This is a genomic window from Myroides guanonis (assembly GCF_900114085.1).
Classification (GTDB): domain Bacteria; phylum Bacteroidota; class Bacteroidia; order Flavobacteriales; family Flavobacteriaceae; genus Flavobacterium; species Flavobacterium guanonis.
Genome location: NZ_FORU01000010.1, coordinates 56,420 through 74,919, shown reverse-complemented (window position 1 = coordinate 74,919; position 18,500 = coordinate 56,420). Strand labels below are relative to the sequence as shown.

Here is an 18,500-nt window from a genome sequence, read left to right as displayed (position 1 = left end):
TTATAAATCTATACTACCATAAGGTTACATCCTCTTATGTCGGAATGATCAAATCTTCCCAATATTTCAAATGATTGATTATTGTGTTTTTTACCTAAATCTTGTGTTGCTATGAATGAACAAGAATATATGTTTGCTAAATCAATTACGTTTACTCCACCAGTTTTACCGTTGTCAACAAAAGAGAGAGCATCTTCTGTATCTCTAATGATTATATCCATCCAAGGCGGGCATTCAAACACCCCATCTCCTAGCGAATAAGCTTGTGATAGCAATTCTGTCATTCCATATTCTGAATGAATTTTAGACACTCCAAATCCTTTACAGAGTAATTGATGTAACTCTTCACGTATCATCTCTTTTCTCTTTCCTTTCATTCCACCTGTTTCCATTATAATGGTGTTTTTGAGATTGAAGGGATAATTTTCAATCAAATCTAATAGAGCGTAAGTAACGCCAATAAGCAATACATTTTGACCTTCATTATCTAAGTCAATTAGCTTTTTAGCTAATTCATCGTAATTGTGTAGGTAAAAACCACTGTCAGGATGATTAGAACTTTTTATCAAGTCATCAACCATATAAATCAAAGAAGATCCTTCTCTTTCTAAATAGGAGGGGAGTAATGCTAAAACGGCATAGTCTTCAATGTTTCCATAAAATTGAGAAAAAGTTTTTAAATAACTTGATTCATATATTGATAAATCAACAACGTTATGCTTACTGGTAATCATTCCAGTGGTTCCACTACTAGTAAAGGTAGTTTGTATAGGAGAATTGCTACTTATAATGGTTTTGCTTTTAAAAAACTCTATTGGTAGGAAAGGTATGTCAAGTGTGTTTTTGACAGTCTCAGGTGTACGCTTCAATAAATCGCAAAACTGCTTATAAACAGCGTTGTTTTCATATTGGAAGCGATAGACTTTCATAGTAATTCGTTGAAATTCCTTTTTACTATTTATCTGAAAAATATCTTCTACTTTGAACACGATGAGTTTTTTGTCAAAAATACAAATTTAATTGCTTGTTCGATTAGGTAAAGTTTCTAGAAATAATGGAAGTAGATAAAAAAAAGGCTGTCAAATTTGACAGCCAACAATTTAAAAAAATCTAAAATTGACGAATTTTATTTAATTACAATTTTTCTAGTAGCTGTAGCTTCCTTCTCTTTGATTGAAATTATATATATACCAGGGCTTATATTGTATGGTAAAGTTAACTCTCTTCCAGTTATGGTCGTTGAGAGAATCTTTTTGCCCAACACGTTATATAGTGAGATATCTTTTGTGTTATTGAGTTTGGTGTCAATATATACCCTTCCATCACTTATCGGATTAGGATAAATGTTTAATCCATCTATATTTTCTGAAGCCTTAGTTGAAGGAAGTTGCGTTTGTGCAATGCTCTCCTGAATACTAAAGCAACTGATGAAAATCGATAGAAATAGAATATAGAAGTAGTTTTTGTTCACCGTTTTAATTTTAATAATGATAAATGTATAGTTTTTTTGAGTATAAAAAAAATAAAAAGGTCGTTTACTTGTTTTTGTAAACGACCTTTTAACATATTGTTGTGCTTTTAGACTATAGACCTACCGTCCAACCTTTTGCCCATTCAGGTGTTTGCGCTCCGTTTCCAGCACCACTTGCATCCGCTTTTTCTGTGAAAACACCACTTACATCTACAGTTTCTTTAGCTGTGTTTTTTCCTTTAGATTTTGTTTCAACGTTATCAAATCTAACATTTGTTACTTTCAGAGAACCGTTAGCAACATTTGCAAGTGTTTCATCGTGCTCAACATCGAATCCTGTTTTCCAATTTGATAAAACAACATTGTCAATGATTCCTTTTGTTCCCTCTCTTAGTTTCATCCCTTGAGTTTCTGTTAACTCAGAAGGTGTATTTAACCCTAAACCAACTAATGTTATATTCTTGATTGTTGGGTTAGCGATTGGAGCTGCAGAACGGTCTTTACTGTTGTTATCTGCTTCAATTCCTCTGTTTGCTACACCTGATTCTTTTGAAAACCAGAATTCGTTTGTTCCATTCCAACCTTCAGTCCAGTCAAATTGGTCATCATCATTATGAGTAGACACAAGATATTTTGTGTTTACTGTTCCACCAAACCATTCAAATCCATCGTCAGAACCTTCATAAGTTTGAACGTATTCTATTTTAGTTCCACTACCTACACCAAAGAAAGATACTCCATTAAACTCTTTTTCACTGTTATAAGCTGCTCCTGCGTATTCAATTCTTAAATACTGAATAGAACCTGAACTGTCATTTGCATCTGTTCCACCATACGTTAAGTCTGAAACTTCTGCTGTTGCTGTAGTTCCTTTGTTGATTGGGGCTTTACCGCAGATTACTAGACCTCCCCAGTTACCTCTTTTGGCTTCCACTCCCGTCATCACAACTGGTGCTTCTTTTGTGCCATTAACAAATATCTTTCCTTCTTGTGCTATAGCGATATAGGCAGATGTTCCTCCTTCTCCAATTATTTTTGTTCCAGCAGGAATGATTAATTCACTACCTTTTCCTATTATCACTTTTCCTTTTAATCGGTATATTTTACTTGCGTCTAATTCTATTTTTTGATTCGTAAATTCTCCTCTAAAATCATCAGGATTTACTTCTACTCCTGTTGGAGGATCTATTGGACCATTACCATTATCATCGCTACTACAGCTAATTATTGTTGTTGCTAATAATGCGATTGCTAATCCGTTTCTAAGTTGTTTTTTCATTTTCTTTTTTTCTTTTATGATTTGATACAAATATCCAAATATGTTTTTTTTTGTACGTTACCCCTTTATAAACAAATGGTTATGTGTTTGTGATTGATTTGTTACTCAATTGTTAAGGACAGTTATTAGAAAGAATAGTTGAAGCTTAAACTAAAATCTCTTCCTAACTTATAAGAGTTAACGAGTATGTCTTGATTAAGATTTTCTTGTACTGTTTTGATTCTTGGGTCTAATAAATTTTTAGCACTTAATCCGATTGAGAAGTTTTCTGTAAATTTTGTTTTCAGAATGAAGTCTAGAGTTCCAAATGATTTGTCTACTAGATTTCCACTTCGTTCTGTTCCGATTGAGTTCAGCTTATCTGAGAAATGAGCATATGTTAGTGTTGCCATTAAACTTTTTTCTTTCCACTCTTTAATATAAGTAATGTCGGCATTCATTAAGAAATCTGATGCTCCTGTAAAACTAGAAGTCTCGTTGGTGAATAATGCTCTAATCTTAGTTTCCTTAGTGATTTTCTCATTGTCTAATTTTTGATGTGTTTTCATATAAGCGGCATTCAGTCCAGCAGTTAATTTGTTAGTGTTTATCTCACTGAATTCAAATATGTTTTTTCTTAATTCTAATTCTATACCTGCTGCATATCCAAAATCACCTGTGTTTGCAAATGTGATATCGTTAGAAGAAGAAGCCATTACAATTTCATTAATAGGGTTTTGAATATACTTTCCAAAGGCAGTTACAGATACAATTTCATCGTTTATAGGAAAAAACTCCCATTTTAAATCCAAGTTGTAGTCGTCTGATGGATATAAATCTGGATTACCAACTTTAACTGTGGTAACATCTTCATAAATGAATCTAGCTCTCTCTTTAAATTGAGGTAGTGTATAAGTTTTCGAAGCCGCTAGACGAAGGTTGTTTCTATCGTTTAGTTCGTACTTTAAAGAAAGGTTTGGTAAAAATGCAGTTTTGTCAAATTTATCACTGGTTTCTTCATTGTCTAACTGTGTTTTCCATGTAACTTCTTGAGTTAATTGTTCTAATCTTACTCCTAAGACCGTAGATAGTTTTGGATTTAATTTATATTCTAAAATTGCAAAACCACCATGAATATTCATGTTTCCTTCATATGTTTGTGGTTCTAAAGCACCTACTGTGTTTTTACCTCCTCTAAATGTTTCAATGTCAAAGTATCCTTTTTCGAAATTTTCAGCGTTGAAAAAACTGTCTAGGTTTCTAGGGTCAACAATTGTACTTCTGTAATCTCTATTTATATTAAGATTGAATTGTGTAGCTTCAAAGTTTCTTTGTTTATTACGTCCATTATATCCAATGGTAATTTTCCCATCGAATAATTGATCTTCATTCTTAGCAAATTTGTAATCTAAAGCAATGTTTGCAGCTATTTCTGTTTCTTCCAGATGATCATAGTATCTGTGGTTGTCTGGTGTAGAGTTTGTAACAAATTTATAGTCTTTAAAATCAGTTGTTCTTGTTGTAAATTGCATACGGTCTGGAGTGTCTCCAGTGATTTGATTGTATGAAGCTCCCCAGTTTAAAGAGAACTGTTCACTTAATTTGTTGTTTCCTAATAATTGATGTGTCATCAATGTGTTTTCTTTATATGTCTGGCGCATTAGAAACGCTTTGTTGTCTCCTTCTGCTTTATCTCTCATGAAACCTGTATATTCTTCATTTTTTTCAGAGGTGTCATTTATGAAAAGGAAATTATATTTAATGTTGTGATTAGGGTTAATAATATAGTCTGCATTAAACATTCCAGTTGTAGTAGTATTGTAATTGAAAGACTCAAACGTTAGGTCTTTTTCATATGAACCTTGTGCTTGCGCAGTTCTTGCTATACCTTCTTTGTATTTAAAGTTGTTCTCGAAAGAGGCCGTTCCAAATAGATTTAATTGACTTTCATTTCCTATATTTAAAGTCCCTCCTGTATTTATTCCGAAGTTAAATCCATACGGTGCTTTGTTTTCATTAGCGATGCGATTTGTGAAGGAATATGAGTTTAAAGGGTTGTTAGGTATTTTGTTGTCAGAGAAACCAAAGAAGCTTCTATCTGATAGTAATCTGAATGGGTCTTGCTGAACTGCATTTGAATTTACTGATGATCCAATTGAAAAGTCAATAAATGGTTTTCCGCTATGCTTTTTAGAGATTATGTCTACGTTTCCACCAGCAAAATCACCATAATTTCTACTAGAATACGTTTTGTCAATAGAAATGTATTCTACAATATCGGTGGAGAATATATCTAAAGAGATATTTTTGTTCTCCGGATCATTAGATGGAATTGGTAGTCCATTTAATGAGGTCGTATTATAACGGTCTCCTAAACCTCTTACGAAAATACTACCACTGCTTTCTTGTTTGGAAACTCCTGTTGTTTTAGCTACTGCAGCAGCTACATTGCTTACGCCTTTCCTAGATAATTCTTGAGATCCTATATTTTGTTTTATTTCAAGTGAGCGTTGTTGATCGACAAGTAATGCAGATTCTTTGCTTCTGTTTTGAGTAGCCTGTATTACAACACCTTCTAATTCGTAACTGTCAGATTGTAAGTTTATGTTTAAAACTTTAATCTCTCCATTTTTCGTGTTTACTACAACTTCTTTTGATTGATAACCTAAGAAATCATACACTATAGTTTGGTTTCCAGAAGGTATTTCTAACAGATAATTTCCATCTAAGTCTGAATTAGCACCAATTGCACTATTTTTAATACTAATGGTAGCAAAAGGCAATCCTTCTTGATTGTCATTGTCTACTAGCTTTCCTTTGATTTTGGAACTTTGAGCCCAGATTCCTGAGAATGAAAAAAGAGCGATTACTAATACTTTAAAATTCATGTGTAAGTTGTTAAATTTTATTGCAAAGGAAGCTTCCTATTATGAACTCGCAGTTACTTGCAGTTTATCGTTTTGTATCTAACGTATTATGAAAATGTTACTATATTAAATAATTGTAAACTCCATGTTTCGTTTCGTTTTATAATTATCTTTGGCTTAACAAATAATTAAAAAACAATGAAAAAGAAAGAGATTAAGATTCTATTAGTAGATGATGAGCAAGATATTCTAGAAATTATTGGTTATAATTTATCTCAAGAAGGTTATCAGGTTTTTACTGCCAGTAATGGTAGAGAAGCAGTTGAAAAAGCTCAAAAAGAGCTTCCAAACTTAATCATATTAGATGTAATGATGCCAGAAATGGATGGTATGGAAGCTTGTGAACACATTAGAAAAATCCCTTCTTTACAAAATACAATTATTACATTTCTTACGGCGCGTGGAGAAGATTATTCTCAAGTAGCTGGATTTGATGCAGGAGCAGATGACTATATTACCAAGCCAGTGAAACCTAAAGTGTTAGTTAGTAAGGTTAAAGCTTTGTTGCGCAGAGTTAAGGAAGAATCTCAAGGTGATGTTTTGAATGTGGGTGATATTGAGATCAATCGCGAAGAATACAAGATTGTCAAAGATGGTGTTGAGATAGTTTTACCTAGAAAAGAGTTTGAATTGTTTTATTTGTTAGCATCAAAACCAGGTAAAGTATTTAAGAGAGAAGAAATATTGGACAAAGTTTGGGGGAATGAGGTTGTTGTTGGAGGCAGAACCATAGATGTTCATATTCGCAAGTTGAGAGAGAAAATTGGTGATGAATGGTTTAAAACAATTAAAGGGGTTGGGTATAAATTAGACCTATAATGAGTAATCAGTTTAAAAAGTCGTATAAATTCGCGCTAAAGTCTGCATGGGTTATTACGCTATGTTCTTTATTGGTAACTATTCCAATTTTTGTATTTCTTCCTGAAGTAAAATGGTATGCTTATTTAGGGTACACCGTTTGGATGTTCGGGTGCTCTTTTTTTATCATACAATATCGAGTTGAGCAATTTATATATAAACGAGTTAAAAGTATTTATGATGATGTTGCTTTGATTGATTCAACTGCCCTGAGGAGTAGTCCAATCACAACTGACATGGAAACTCTTACCAAAGAAGTTCAAAAGTTTGCAAAATATAAAAGAACGGAGATTGAGTCTTTAAAAGTGCGTGAAGAGTATAGACGTGAATTTTTGGGAAATATATCTCACGAGTTAAAAACCCCTCTTTTCACTGTACAAAGTTATCTGTCTACACTAATAGATGGTGCCATGGACGATGAAAATGTTAGAATGAAATACCTGGATAGAGCTGAAAAAGGAGTTGAACGTCTTATATATATTGTGAAAGATTTGGATATGATTGCCAAGTTAGAAACAGGAACTCTACATCTTAATTATTCTATATTTAATATAGTTGATGCTATAAAGACTGCTTTTGAGTTGTTGGAATTCAGAGCTGAAAAAAAACAGATTTCTCTTATTTTCGATATGAAGTATGATGCCCCTATTTGGGTTTATGCTGATGAAGATAGAGTATTGCAATTGATTACTAACTTGATAGAGAACTCAATTAAGTATGGTAAGAATAAAGGTACAACAGAAATCAGTATAGAGAATTTTGTTAATAACAAGGTGATTGTTAGAATCACAGATAATGGAGAAGGTATAAAAACAGAATTTATCCCAAGACTTTTTGAAAGATTCTTTAGAATCGATAAAAGTGGATCCCGTTCGGTAGGTGGTTCAGGATTAGGTCTTTCGATCGTTAAGCATATAGTGGAAGCACATAATGAACATATTTACGTTGAAAGTAGATTTGGTTTTGGTTCGGAGTTTTCTTTTACTCTTGAAAAATCAAAACAGTAGTTTAGACACAAATTTTATTGCAACATCTATCTTGTTTAAGGAAACTTGTATCAATAGGTTCGTATTAATTATTATAATTCCTTAATTTTACCGCAAAATTAATTGACGACGTGGGAAGTAAAAATAAACTTAAACGCTTTAGAGAAAACGATACTTTTTCTAATGTATATCAACCTAGTAGAGAAGAGATAGTAGATAATTTTCCTTTAAAGGGGAAGTGGAATGAAGAGGTTTTCAAAAACGATAATCCTATTGTGCTTGAGTTAGGATGTGGGAAAGGGGAGTATACTGTAGAATTAGCTAAACGATTTCCAGATAAAAACTTTATTGGGATTGATATTAAAGGTGCTCGTTTTTGGAGAGGTGCAAAAACAGCAACGGATGATAATCTTACGAATGTAGCTTTTATTAGAACTCAAATTGAATTAATTGAATTTGCTTTTGATTCCAAAGAAGTTAGTGAAATTTGGATTACATTTCCAGATCCACAGATTAAATACAAGCGAACAAAACATCGTTTAACAAATTCAGAATTTCTTCAACGCTATAAGCGTATCTTGAAAGAAGATGGTATTGTTAATTTAAAAACAGATAGTGAATTCATGCATGGATATACTTTAGGATTATTGCATGGAGAGGGACATGAAGTAATATATGCCAATCATCACGTCTATAAGAATGAAGGTTCTCCTGCTGTTGTTACAGAGATACAAACTTTTTATGAGCAACAATATTTGGAACAGAATAAGGCAATCACCTATATTCAGTTTAGAATAAAGTAGCTATGGGAGATGCATTCGGATTATTGATGCTAGGGTTTTTAGCGGCTGTTGTCGGAGTTTCTCTACCAGGGTTGCTCAATATGACTGCAGTTAAAATTTCAAAAAATGAAGGGCAAAGAAGTGCTACTTCATATGTGATGGGAGCATTATCGATTATACTTGTTCAGACATTTATTGCGATTTTTGCTGCCAAAATTATCGATTCAAACCCCTTTATTTCGAATGCACTACATGAAATAGGTTTTGTTATATTTACAATCTTAACGGTTTATTTTATTGTATTTGCAAAAAAAATAGACCAAAAGAAACAGTTGAAAAAAGAAGAGGTAAGCCATAAGAAAAACCGTTTTTTTTATGGTTCTATGTTGGCGCTTCTTAATGTTTTTCCAATACCTTATTATGCGTTTTTAAGCGTTACTCTAGCTAGTTACCATTTGCCAATTTTTGAGAAATCATATAATTTTATTTTTTCTATTGGTGTAGTTCTTGGTTCGGCTTTGATGTTTTATCTTTATATAACCTTTTTCAATAAGTCTTCCAGAACAAATACTTTTGTTTTGAAAAATGTGAATTATTGCATTGGTGTCGTTACTGCTGTTGTGGCAATCATTACTTTATATAAGATTCTTCGATAATTGTTTTATGGTTAAGGAAGATAACTTTTTTGAACGTGTTTATCAGGTAGTTAAAGAGATTCCTTATGGCAGGATAACTACTTATGGTGCAATAGCAAAAGTTTTGGGTAGTCCACAATCTGCTCGTATGGTAGGTTGGGCACTAAATGCTAGTCATGGAAATTCAGATATTCCTGCTCATAGAGTTGTGAATAGAAGTGGTCTTTTGACAGGTAAACACCATTTTCAAGGTAAGAACCTAATGCAGCAATTGCTAGAGAATGAGGGCGTTGTTATAGTTGATAATAAGATAGTAGATATGCAACGCTATTTTTGGGATCCTTCAATCTCTTTGAGCTAATATTATTTTCTTCTAGTTTCCTTTTTCTTTAATTGCTTATTGTTTCTTTCGAGAAGTGTCTATTCTTCCTTTTGTTGTGATTGATAGAAAATAGAAAATTATCTACAATCAAAAAAGCAATCATACAAAACTTTATTGTTTTCAAATTATCAGTTAGTGATCAGTTGAGGAATTTATCTATATCTGATCTATATCGTATCTATACTCCATCTATAAAAACACTTGATTCTATAGATGGAGTATAGATGCACTATAGATGCACCCATCAAAAAACCTTTATGTGATAGGTGTGATTTCGAAGCGAGAAAAGCAGAAAATCGAATCTCTTTCTCTTCGCTTTTAACCAAGCTATCTATTGAGTTAGTCAATTAATTGTAGACTTGTTCTATCTGACTTGAGTATTAAGTAATATTGTGTCTGTTTTAATTATTATTGATGAGCAAGGGCGATGGGGCAACGGCTGTAAAATGATTAAAGAAATTGAGGATATTTAGACATAAGAGAGGTGTCATATTATCCTTTTCAATATGAATTTACAGATAAATGTTTTACAAAGAAATTTTCAAGATTAATACAGAAACGAAATATTTTCTTATTTTTAGGTGGTGCTGTTATCTTTATTGCTTTGTCTGTAATAGTTAGTGGAATTTATTTCAAGTAGAGGTTCATTACTTTGTAAGATAAGGTTATGGGTGGAGACTTAAAATTGTATTATATTTTAAAATTAAAAAATATGAAAAACCTAATGTATGCTTTCCTTTTAGTTAGTGCTTCTGTTTTAGGACAAGTAAAGGAAGAAAGAGTTGTAGCTGATTTTACTTCGATTAGTGTCTCTCAAGGGATTGAATTAGAATTTGTAACAACTAAGAATAGAAAAATAGTAGTTGAAACTGATTCTAAAGAAATGCTTAAATATATTAAAACAGAAGTAAAAGGTAAAGAATTACATGTGTTTATAGAGAATGATGATAAAAAAGGTTTCTTTCAATCTAATGCCTTGAATTTCAAAAAATTGTTGGTGTATGTTGATAACCCTCAATTGAGTAGAGTTAAGGTTTCAAGTGGAGCTAAGATGACATTGAAAAACAACTTGAAGTCGAGAGGTTTTGATTTAAGTGCTTCATCATCAGGTTGTTTTGTTGGTAAGGTGATTGCAGATATAATGAGTGTAAAAGTATCTTCTTCGGGAAGTATAGGGGGGGATTTTAAAGTAGCAAATGACGTTTCTATGGATGTGAGTTCATCGGGTCGTTTTACGGGGGCTATTGTGGCAAATAAACTTTCATTAGAAGTTAGTAGTTCTGGAAAAACAGCTATTAGTGGAGAGGTACATGAGGCGAATGTAAAAGTATCAAGCTCGGGTAAAATAGAAGCATCCAGTTTGAAAGTTGTGGATTTGATTGCGTCGGCAAGTAGTTCGGGTAAAGGAGTATTTACAGTTTCAGGTAGTTTAGATGCTCGTGCTTCGTCTTCGGGTAGTTTGATGTATTATGGAAATGCAAAAGTTATTAAATCCAATACTTCTTCTTCAGGAGTAATAAGTAAAAAGCAGAGCTAATTAGAAAAAATGTTTAACTAGTCAAATAAAATATGAGGTAGGGAAGATAGATGTTTTTGCATCTAATCAAAATAAGAATGCGGTGCTTAATGCTAAGTATGAGTTATCTAAGAACAGCCTAAATGAAGAGTTGTTGGTTTTGAAATTGATATTGAAACAGTAACGGTTATTATAAATGAAATCGATTACACTATTTGTATTTAGTATATATTAACTTTAGTTTATCAAGATTAACCCTTATATTTGCCTTACAGAGAAAGAGGTATTAATCTGTTGAAAACGAAACGTATATAATGAAATTAGATAGAAAAGAAATCTTGAAGGCTTTGGAAACTATTTCAGTAGCTGGAGAAGGAAAAAATATGGTTGAAAGTGGCGCAGTACAAAACGTCATGACTTTTGGAGATGAAGTGGTAGTTGATTTAGTTTTAAGCACTCCTGCTTTACATATTAAAAAAAGAGCTGAGGTTGATGTTATGAAAGCAATTCATGATCAAATCGACGAGAAAGCGAAAGTAAAAGTAAATATAAAAATTGAGGCTTCTGATAAGCCAGAGATTAAAGGGAAATCAATTCCTGGTATTAGTAATATCATAGCTGTTTCTTCTGGAAAGGGAGGTGTTGGAAAGTCTACAGTAACTGCGAACTTAGCAGTTACACTTACTAATATGGGATTCAAAGTAGGGGTTTTAGATGCTGATATCTATGGACCGTCTATGCCTATTATGTTTGATGTAGAAAGTGCAAAACCTATCTCTGTTGAAGTAGAAGGGCGTTCAAAAATGAAACCTATTACGAGTTATGGAGTAGAAATTTTGTCAATTGGATTCTTTACTAAACCTGACCAAGCGGTTATCTGGAGAGGACCAATGGCTTCAAAAGCATTAAATCAAATGATTTTTGATGCTGATTGGGGTAAATTAGATTTCTTGTTGATTGACTTACCTCCAGGAACTGGAGATATTCATTTGTCTATTATGCAATCATTACCTATTACGGGTGCGGTTGTTGTGAGTACACCTCAGGCAGTAGCTTTAGCTGATGCTAAAAAAGGTGTTTCAATGTTTATGTCTGAAAGTATCAATGTTCCAGTTTTGGGAATTGTAGAAAATATGGCTTACTTCACTCCTGAAGAATTGCCAAACAATAAGTATTATATTTTTGGGGAAAATGGAGCCAAGCATTTAGCACAAGATTTAAATGTTCCTTTCTTAGGTGAGGTTCCTATTGTTCAAAGTATTCGTGAAGCGGGCGACTACGGACGTCCTGCTGCTATGCAGGAGGGTACTCCAGTAGCAGACGCATTTGATAAAATCGTGAAAAATGTAGTTCAAGAAGTGGTAAAGCGAAACACGAGTTTGCCTCCTACTGAAGCTATTAAAATCACAACTATGGCAGGATGTTCTGCTGTGGGTAAGAATTAAAAATTCCATTATGACATCAGATATAATTTTAGGGAATGTAGAACGTGCGTTGGATGAGATTCGTCCATTTTTACAATCCGACGGTGGTGATATCACTTTAATAGGCATCGAAGATAATAAACATGTAACAGTACGACTAGAAGGTGCGTGTACTTCATGTAATGTAAATCAAATGACTTTAAAGGCAGGTGTTGAGACTACTATTAAAAAATATGCACCAGAGATAGAAACAGTAACGAATATAGAGGCATAGTTTTCTTTCTTAATTGTTTTAGGATAGATTGATAATTGTCATATAAATTTAAAAGCACAAAGAATATCTTTGTGCTTATAAAAGAGTTAGCGATATGATTGAAACTGATATTTTAATAATCGGTGCTGGACCAACTGGATTGTTTACTGTATTTGAAGCTGGATTGTTAAAGTTAAAATGCCACATAATTGATGGATTGCCTCAGCCTGGAGGTCAATTAACTGAACTATATCCTAAAAAGCCAATTTTTGATATTCCAGGATTTCCTTCTGTTGGAGCGGGAGACCTTGTTGATAACCTTATGGAACAGATAAAACAGTTTCAGCCTGGTTTTACATTGAATGAAGTTGCAGAAACTATAGATAAATTAGACGATGGTACTTTTATAGTGACTACTAATAAAGGAACCAAGCACCATGCTAAAGCTGTAGCTATTGCAGCTGGTTTAGGAAGCTTTGAGCCGAGGAAACCTCAATTGGAAAAATTGAGTTATTACGAGGATAAAGGAATTGAGTATTTTGTAAAAGATCCAGAAGTTTTTCGTGATAAACGTGTTGTAATTGCTGGTGGTGGTGATTCTGCTTTGGATTGGACAATTTATTTGGCGGATATTGCAAAAGAAGTGTCTTTAGTTCATAGAAGAAATGAATTTAGAGGTGCTTTAGATTCTGTTGAAAAGGTTCAGAAATTGAAGGATTCTGGTAAGATACATTTAGTTACACCTGCAGAGGTTGTCGACTTGAAAGGAGATGATACTTTGGATGGGGTGATTATAGAGCGTGAGGGAGAACACGAAATCATAGATTGCGATTATTTTATCCCGCTTTTTGGGCTTACTCCTAAGTTGGGACCTATTGCTAATTGGGGCCTGGAAATAGAGAAAAATGCTATCAAGGTTAACAATGCTTTGGATTATCAAACTAATATTGAGGGGGTTTATGCTATTGGAGATATCAATACATATCCTGGTAAGTTAAAGTTGATTCTTTGTGGTTTTCACGAAGCTACTTTGATGTGTCAGAGTGTTTATAATCGATTGAATCCAGGTAAGAAATATGTTTTAAAATACACTACTGTTTCTGGGATTAATGGGTTTGATGGTTCTCGAAAAGAAGCGGAAAAAGCTGTTGTTAAAAGTATTGATTAAGTTATGGCAGATATTAAAATAACTATTATTGATAGAGAGGGGGAGAAGCATATAGTTGATGCTCCTACAGATATGAATATGAATATAATGGAGTTGGTTCGTGCATACGAGTTAGCTCCAGAAGGTACAATTGGTATTTGTGGTGGTATGGCGATGTGTGCGTCTTGTCAATGCTACGTTTTAAATGCAGAGGTCGTTGATTTACCTGAAATGAACCCAGATGAAGAAGCAATGCTTTGGGAGGCTCGTAATGTGCAGGATAATAGTAGGTTAGGATGTCAAATTCACATTTCAGAAGAACTTGATGGTTTGGAAGTTGAATTGGCTCCGGCTGAATAAATAAGATTCAACCTTATATAAAAAAAAGCAGGTTATACTAAATAATGTATAACCTGCTTTTTTGTTTTAAGGGTTTGTAGACCAAAGAGAGGCTGATTTTAGCAAAGCTCTTCTTGGTAGTTTTAAATTTGCAATTATTAGTTCTGCAAAATCTTCTGGTTGTAAAACGCTATCTGGATTTCCGTCTGTTATTCCTAGTTCTATTGACATGTCTGATGCAATCGTGCTAGGGGTTAATGTGCATACACGGATGTTGTTTTTTCTTACCTCTTTCATCAATGATTCTGACATACCAATTACTGCAAATTTAGATGCTGAATAGGCAGATGTTCCTGGATTTCCATTCAATCCAGCTGTTGATGCAACATTGATGATATCTCCTTCATTTTTTTCAATTAACAAAGGAAGAATTTCACGGGTTACATTGTAGATTCCCATGACATTGGTTAGTAAGATTTCTTCCCATCGATCTGCATTCATTTCGGTAAATTTTCCAAATTCAGCAATTCCGGCATTGTTTACTAAAATATCAATACCTCCTAATGTTTTGATTAGTTGTTCTATTTCAGCTTTTACTTTTGATTTGTCAGTTACGTCAAAGACTGCATATGCTGCATTTACACCTAATTTTTTTAATTCTATAACTGTTTCTTGAAGCGTTTTTTCATTTCTTCCAGTTATACCTACATGTACACCTTCTTTAGCTAGAGCAATTGCTGTAGCTTTTCCTAATCCTCTTCCGCCACCAGTAACGATAGCTATTTTGTTTTGTATGTTCTCCATGGTAATTAATGCTTTATTACAAAGCTAGGGTTAATCTTGGATCTTCTATGTTTAACAATTGTTAAGCTTTGTTTTGAGAGTCTATGTGTTGTTCTATGGCATTCCATAATCCAATACGTTTTATGAGGGCTTCCTTTGAGACTTGAAGTACGTCATTCCATTTCTTGTTGTCTTCTCCGCAAAGCTCCGATATCATTTTCATAGCCATTGGGCCATGTTCATCTCCATCTAGGTCAATATGTCTTTGAAAATAGTATACGAGCTTAGAGAGGTCGCTTTCAGGGAAATTAAGTTGTAAGTTCTTTAATATTTCTGAAAACATGTCGGGAATTAAATCTTCTCGACCAAATGTAAAGGCAGCTGCTATTTTATGTGGTTCTCCTTCTTCTATGATTTTAAAACTAAAGTTTAAAAATTCTTTAATAAGAGGGTGGAGATTTGATTGTTCGATTGCTTCAAATATTGAAACCGTACGTAATACTGTACTTAGAAATATGTTAATGTCTTCTGTGTTTGCATTTGATGTACGCATGGCGTCAATATACATTTCAAAATGACTCAAGCGATTTCCTTCTAAATCAATGTCAGATTCTTCTGCTAGTACAATTTCATTTATTAAATATCGTGTTTCTGGATTTTTAGAGGCAAACCAAGGAGTAGTTGTACAAGTTAATCTTTGTTGTAAGGCTTTTAGTAATGACATGAAGTCCCAAACTGCGTATACGTGTCCTTCCATGAAACTATGGAGGTCTGCTATAGTGCGTACTTTTTGATATAAAGAGTGGTTGAGAAGTTGATTTCTTTCTGGAGCAAGTTGCTCGTTAATGTATTGAATAGTCATAAGTCAGATTCTTTAGGACGAAAATAAAAAAAGCTCTTCAAATTTGGAGAGCTTTTGTGTTTATTTTAGGAGTATATTATTTAAAAGCAGAGAGACCTGTAACGTCCATTCCTGTTATTAATAAGTGGATGTCGTGTGTTCCTTCATAAGTAACTACTGATTCTAAATTCATCATATGACGCATAATGGAATATTCACCAGTAATTCCCATTCCGCCTAACATTTGTCTTGCATCTCTAGCGATTTCCATAGCCATGGCTACATTGTTTCTTTTTGCCATTGATATTTGAGCAGTAGTTGCTTTACCTTCGTTTCTCAAGACTCCTAGTCTCCAAGTTAAAAGTTGTGCCTTAGTAATTTCGGTAATCATTTCGGCTAATTTCTTTTGTTGTAACTGAGTTGCTCCAATCGGTTTGTCGAATTGAATGCGTTCTTTGGAATATCGAAGAGCAGTATCATAACAGTCCATAGCGGCTCCAATGGCTCCCCATGCAATACCATATCGAGCGGAGTCTAGACATCCTAGTGGTGCGCCTAAACCATCTTTATTTGGTAGTATATTTTCTTTGGGTATTTTCACATTGTCGAAAATTAATTCTCCAGTAGAAGAGGCTCTTAATGACCATTTGTTGTGTGTTTCAGGTGTAGTGAAACCTTCCATGCCGCGCTCAACAATTAGACCTTTAATTCTTCCCTCTTCATTTTTTGCCCATACTACTGCTATATCGGCAAAAGGAGCGTTAGAAATCCACATTTTAGCACCGTTTAATAGGTAGTGGTCTCCCATATCTTTGATGTTTGTTACCATTCCGCCTGGATTTGATCCGTAGTCTGGTTCTGTCAATCCAAAACACCCAATAAATTCGCCAGTGGCTAGTTTTGGAAGGTATTTTTTGCGTTGTTCTTCGTTTCCATATTTCCAAATAGGATACATCACTAGTGATGATTGAACTGAAGATGTAGAGCGAACTCCTGAATCTCCTCTTTCAATTTCTTGCATGATAAGTCCATAAGAAATTTGGTCAAGGCCAGCGCCGCCATACTCTTCTGGAATGTAAGGGCCGAATGCACCAATTTCAGCTAATCCTGGTATAAGTTGTTTTGGGAATTCCGCTTTTTGAGCAAACTCTTCAATGATAGGAGAAACCTCGCGTTTCACCCAAGCTCGAGCTGCATCTCTAACTAGCTTATGTTCTTCTGTTAGAAGTTCATCTAAAAGATAATAGTCTGGAGCTTGAAATAAATCTGGTTTCATAATTGTTTAATGTATTTGGTTGATACTAACAAAAATAAGTAATTATGAATGATTTGCAACTTTTAAACGATGTACTTTATGTTTGTGTTCGATTATATTTAGTGTTGCTAATGAGTGTATTTGTAAATGGAATTGGTTGTACTGGGTTGAGTCCAACATTGTGGTTAGTTTGTATTCTTGTCGCTTCTATATTCATGTTCTTATTGATGAATTAGAAAGGTGTGTTGGATGGAATTGCTGGTAATTAAGATATAGCTAGAATTAAATTTATAGCTTTAAATAAAAATCTTGAACTAGTTCTTTGAATTCAGGGGTGTATTGGTGTCTTTCTATTTCAAGAGTAAGTTCGTCTAATGGGATTTGTGGAATCATTTCTCTGGAGAAAGCAATAAGACTTCTTTTTATTTCAGAATTTTGAGTTCCTTTTACTCGGGTTACTTTTAGAGGGTAGAGTGCAAAAGTGGCGGCTAAATGAATAATATTGTCTTCTTCTTTAGATGGGACAATAATAGAAAAAATACCGATGTCTGATAGGAAATGGTCTACTACCTCAATTAATAAGTCGAAGGGTAGGGAATCTTGAAAGCGTGCTTTGTCTCGCTGTGAGTTGTTGGTTTTATAATCTTCGGAATAAAAAGGAGGATTGGAAATAATTAAATCATATTCTTCTTCTATTTCATTGGCGAAGGTTTCCAAATCAGCATGATAGCAAAATAATCTGTCTGCCCATGGGCTATTTTCGAAATTCTCGACTGCTTGTTCATGAGCTAGGTCGTCTATTTCAACTCCGTCAATTTGTTCAGCGTTTGTTCGCTGCGCCATCATCAGGGCTAAGATTCCAGTTCCTGCGCCAATATCAAGAATGGAAAAAGGATTGTTGTGAGTTGGAGTCCAGGCTCCTAGTAAAACAGCATCTGTTCCAATTTTCATAGCGCATTTATCTTGCGAAATTTCGAATTGTTTAAATTTGAACATAGCACGAGTTTTCTAAGTAATTGAAAAGAGTTTTGCTGATATGGTTTTGCTTGACAATGATTTGCGTCTATAAAAGTGATTGTATTTTCTAAAGTAGAGAATAAAGTTTATTATAGATATAGGTCAATCAAGCCTTCAGGGGTGTCTAATATTAATTTTTTGTTTGTTCTGTCTACTTGATGTATGAAATCATCAATCATAGGAACTAAGATTTCTATTCCGTTATAATCAATTATAAAAAGTGCTTGTGCGGCACTGTCATTGATGGCTTTTAGCTGTCCAATAGATCCTTTGTGGAGATCTTCAACTTCAAAACCAATAACTTCATGAAAATAGAATTGGTCACCTTCTAGTTTTGGTAACATTTCAAGAGGTAGGTATAGTTCGCTACCTAATATTCTGTCAGCTTCTTCTTCAGAATCGATGTCTTCAAATTTAATTCTTAGAAAGTCGTTCTTGTGTAGGTAAGCATCTACAATAAAAAAAGGAATCAAGTGTCCGTTGGATTCAACGAACACAGATTCCAAATTTTCGTATAACTCTGGTTCATCGGTATCTAAATAAGCCAATACCTCTCCCTTAAAGCTGAACTTTTTGGCGATTTTACCTAAATAGAAACAATCATCTTTATGCATATCGCGCAATAA

The 18,500-nt window shown here is 33.8% G+C and carries 20 protein-coding genes; 11 read left to right on the top strand and 9 right to left on the bottom strand.

Annotated elements, in window-relative coordinates; translation table 11 throughout:
• Positions 1-8: 8 nt before the first annotated feature.
• From BM024_RS09380 to BM024_RS09365, 4 genes are all read right to left on the bottom strand, one after another.
• A complete protein-coding gene (locus BM024_RS09380) occupies positions 9-989 on the bottom strand; it encodes a LuxE/PaaK family acyltransferase (protein WP_090679576.1) in 981 nt (326 codons plus the stop codon).
• A 137-nt stretch (positions 990-1,126) separates the two neighbouring features.
• Complete coding sequence (locus BM024_RS09375; RefSeq protein ID WP_090679574.1) at positions 1,127-1,471, bottom strand: T9SS type A sorting domain-containing protein; 345 nt, start codon at positions 1,469-1,471, stop codon at positions 1,127-1,129.
• A 112-nt stretch (positions 1,472-1,583) separates the two neighbouring features.
• Positions 1,584-2,750, bottom strand: coding sequence for a hypothetical protein (locus BM024_RS09370; RefSeq protein ID WP_090679573.1), 1,167 nt, complete (start codon positions 2,748-2,750; stop codon positions 1,584-1,586).
• Between the two features lie 125 nt (positions 2,751-2,875).
• On the bottom strand, positions 2,876-5,617 hold the full coding sequence (locus BM024_RS09365; protein ID WP_090679572.1) for a TonB-dependent receptor: 2,742 nt from the start codon (positions 5,615-5,617) through the stop codon (positions 2,876-2,878).
• A 177-nt stretch (positions 5,618-5,794) separates the two neighbouring features.
• On the opposite strand from BM024_RS09365, the gene BM024_RS09360 reads away from it, so the two are divergent.
• From BM024_RS09360 to BM024_RS09315, 10 genes are all read left to right on the top strand, one after another.
• A complete protein-coding gene (locus BM024_RS09360) occupies positions 5,795-6,475 on the top strand; it encodes a response regulator transcription factor (RefSeq protein ID WP_090679571.1) in 681 nt (226 codons plus the stop codon).
• A complete protein-coding gene (locus BM024_RS09355; RefSeq protein ID WP_090679570.1) occupies positions 6,475-7,521 on the top strand; it encodes a sensor histidine kinase in 1,047 nt (348 codons plus the stop codon). Before BM024_RS09360 ends, BM024_RS09355 begins: the two co-directional genes overlap by 1 nt.
• A 110-nt stretch (positions 7,522-7,631) precedes the next feature.
• The gene (gene trmB, locus BM024_RS09350; protein ID WP_090679569.1) at positions 7,632-8,303 is read left to right on the top strand and encodes a tRNA (guanosine(46)-N7)-methyltransferase TrmB; all 672 of its coding nucleotides are present in this window, start codon (positions 7,632-7,634) and stop codon (positions 8,301-8,303) included.
• Positions 8,304-8,305: 2 nt separating this feature from the next.
• The gene (locus BM024_RS09345) at positions 8,306-8,938 is read left to right on the top strand and encodes an amino acid permease (RefSeq protein WP_090679568.1); all 633 of its coding nucleotides are present in this window, start codon (positions 8,306-8,308) and stop codon (positions 8,936-8,938) included.
• A gap of 7 nt (positions 8,939-8,945) precedes the next feature.
• Positions 8,946-9,278: an MGMT family protein gene (locus tag BM024_RS09340; protein ID WP_090679567.1), complete on the top strand. Its 333-nt coding sequence runs from the start codon at positions 8,946-8,948 to the stop codon at positions 9,276-9,278.
• A 733-nt stretch (positions 9,279-10,011) separates the two neighbouring features.
• Positions 10,012-10,836, top strand: a complete 825-nt coding sequence (locus tag BM024_RS09335) for a GIN domain-containing protein (RefSeq protein WP_177190197.1) — start codon at positions 10,012-10,014, stop codon at positions 10,834-10,836.
• A 293-nt stretch (positions 10,837-11,129) separates the two neighbouring features.
• Complete coding sequence (locus BM024_RS09330) at positions 11,130-12,260, top strand: Mrp/NBP35 family ATP-binding protein (RefSeq protein WP_090679565.1); 1,131 nt, start codon at positions 11,130-11,132, stop codon at positions 12,258-12,260.
• A gap of 10 nt (positions 12,261-12,270) precedes the next feature.
• A complete protein-coding gene (locus BM024_RS09325) occupies positions 12,271-12,513 on the top strand; it encodes a NifU family protein (protein ID WP_090679564.1) in 243 nt (80 codons plus the stop codon).
• A 94-nt stretch (positions 12,514-12,607) separates the two neighbouring features.
• On the top strand, positions 12,608-13,660 hold the full coding sequence (locus BM024_RS09320; RefSeq protein ID WP_090679563.1) for an NAD(P)/FAD-dependent oxidoreductase: 1,053 nt from the start codon (positions 12,608-12,610) through the stop codon (positions 13,658-13,660).
• A gap of 3 nt (positions 13,661-13,663) precedes the next feature.
• On the top strand, positions 13,664-13,999 hold the full coding sequence (locus BM024_RS09315; protein WP_090679562.1) for a 2Fe-2S iron-sulfur cluster-binding family protein: 336 nt from the start codon (positions 13,664-13,666) through the stop codon (positions 13,997-13,999).
• 66 nt (positions 14,000-14,065) lie between these two features.
• On the opposite strand, the gene BM024_RS09310 is transcribed toward BM024_RS09315, so the two are convergent.
• The 3 genes from BM024_RS09310 to BM024_RS09300 form a co-directional block, all read right to left on the bottom strand.
• A complete protein-coding gene (locus tag BM024_RS09310; RefSeq protein WP_090679560.1) occupies positions 14,066-14,782 on the bottom strand; it encodes a 3-ketoacyl-ACP reductase in 717 nt (238 codons plus the stop codon).
• A gap of 61 nt (positions 14,783-14,843) precedes the next feature.
• Positions 14,844-15,623: a DUF3050 domain-containing protein gene (locus BM024_RS09305; protein WP_090679558.1), complete on the bottom strand. Its 780-nt coding sequence runs from the start codon at positions 15,621-15,623 to the stop codon at positions 14,844-14,846.
• Between the two features lie 76 nt (positions 15,624-15,699).
• Positions 15,700-16,878 (bottom strand): acyl-CoA dehydrogenase family protein, encoded by a 1,179-nt coding sequence (locus BM024_RS09300; RefSeq protein ID WP_090679555.1) that lies wholly within the window; start codon positions 16,876-16,878, stop codon positions 15,700-15,702.
• A 44-nt stretch (positions 16,879-16,922) separates the two neighbouring features.
• Here BM024_RS09300 and BM024_RS13735 point away from each other — a divergent pair, with 44 nt between their 5' ends.
• Positions 16,923-17,093 (top strand): hypothetical protein, encoded by a 171-nt coding sequence (locus BM024_RS13735; RefSeq protein ID WP_177190196.1) that lies wholly within the window; start codon positions 16,923-16,925, stop codon positions 17,091-17,093.
• A gap of 52 nt (positions 17,094-17,145) precedes the next feature.
• Here BM024_RS13735 and BM024_RS09295 read toward each other — a convergent pair whose 3' ends face one another.
• Together BM024_RS09295 and rimM are read right to left on the bottom strand one after the other, a co-directional pair.
• Complete coding sequence (locus BM024_RS09295; RefSeq protein WP_090679553.1) at positions 17,146-17,853, bottom strand: tRNA1(Val) (adenine(37)-N6)-methyltransferase; 708 nt, start codon at positions 17,851-17,853, stop codon at positions 17,146-17,148.
• Between the two features lie 110 nt (positions 17,854-17,963).
• Positions 17,964-18,488 carry a ribosome maturation factor RimM gene (gene rimM, locus BM024_RS09290; protein ID WP_090679551.1) on the bottom strand — a complete coding sequence of 175 codons (525 nt, stop codon included), beginning with the start codon at positions 18,486-18,488 and terminating at the stop codon, positions 17,964-17,966.
• Positions 18,489-18,500 lie beyond the last annotated feature (12 nt).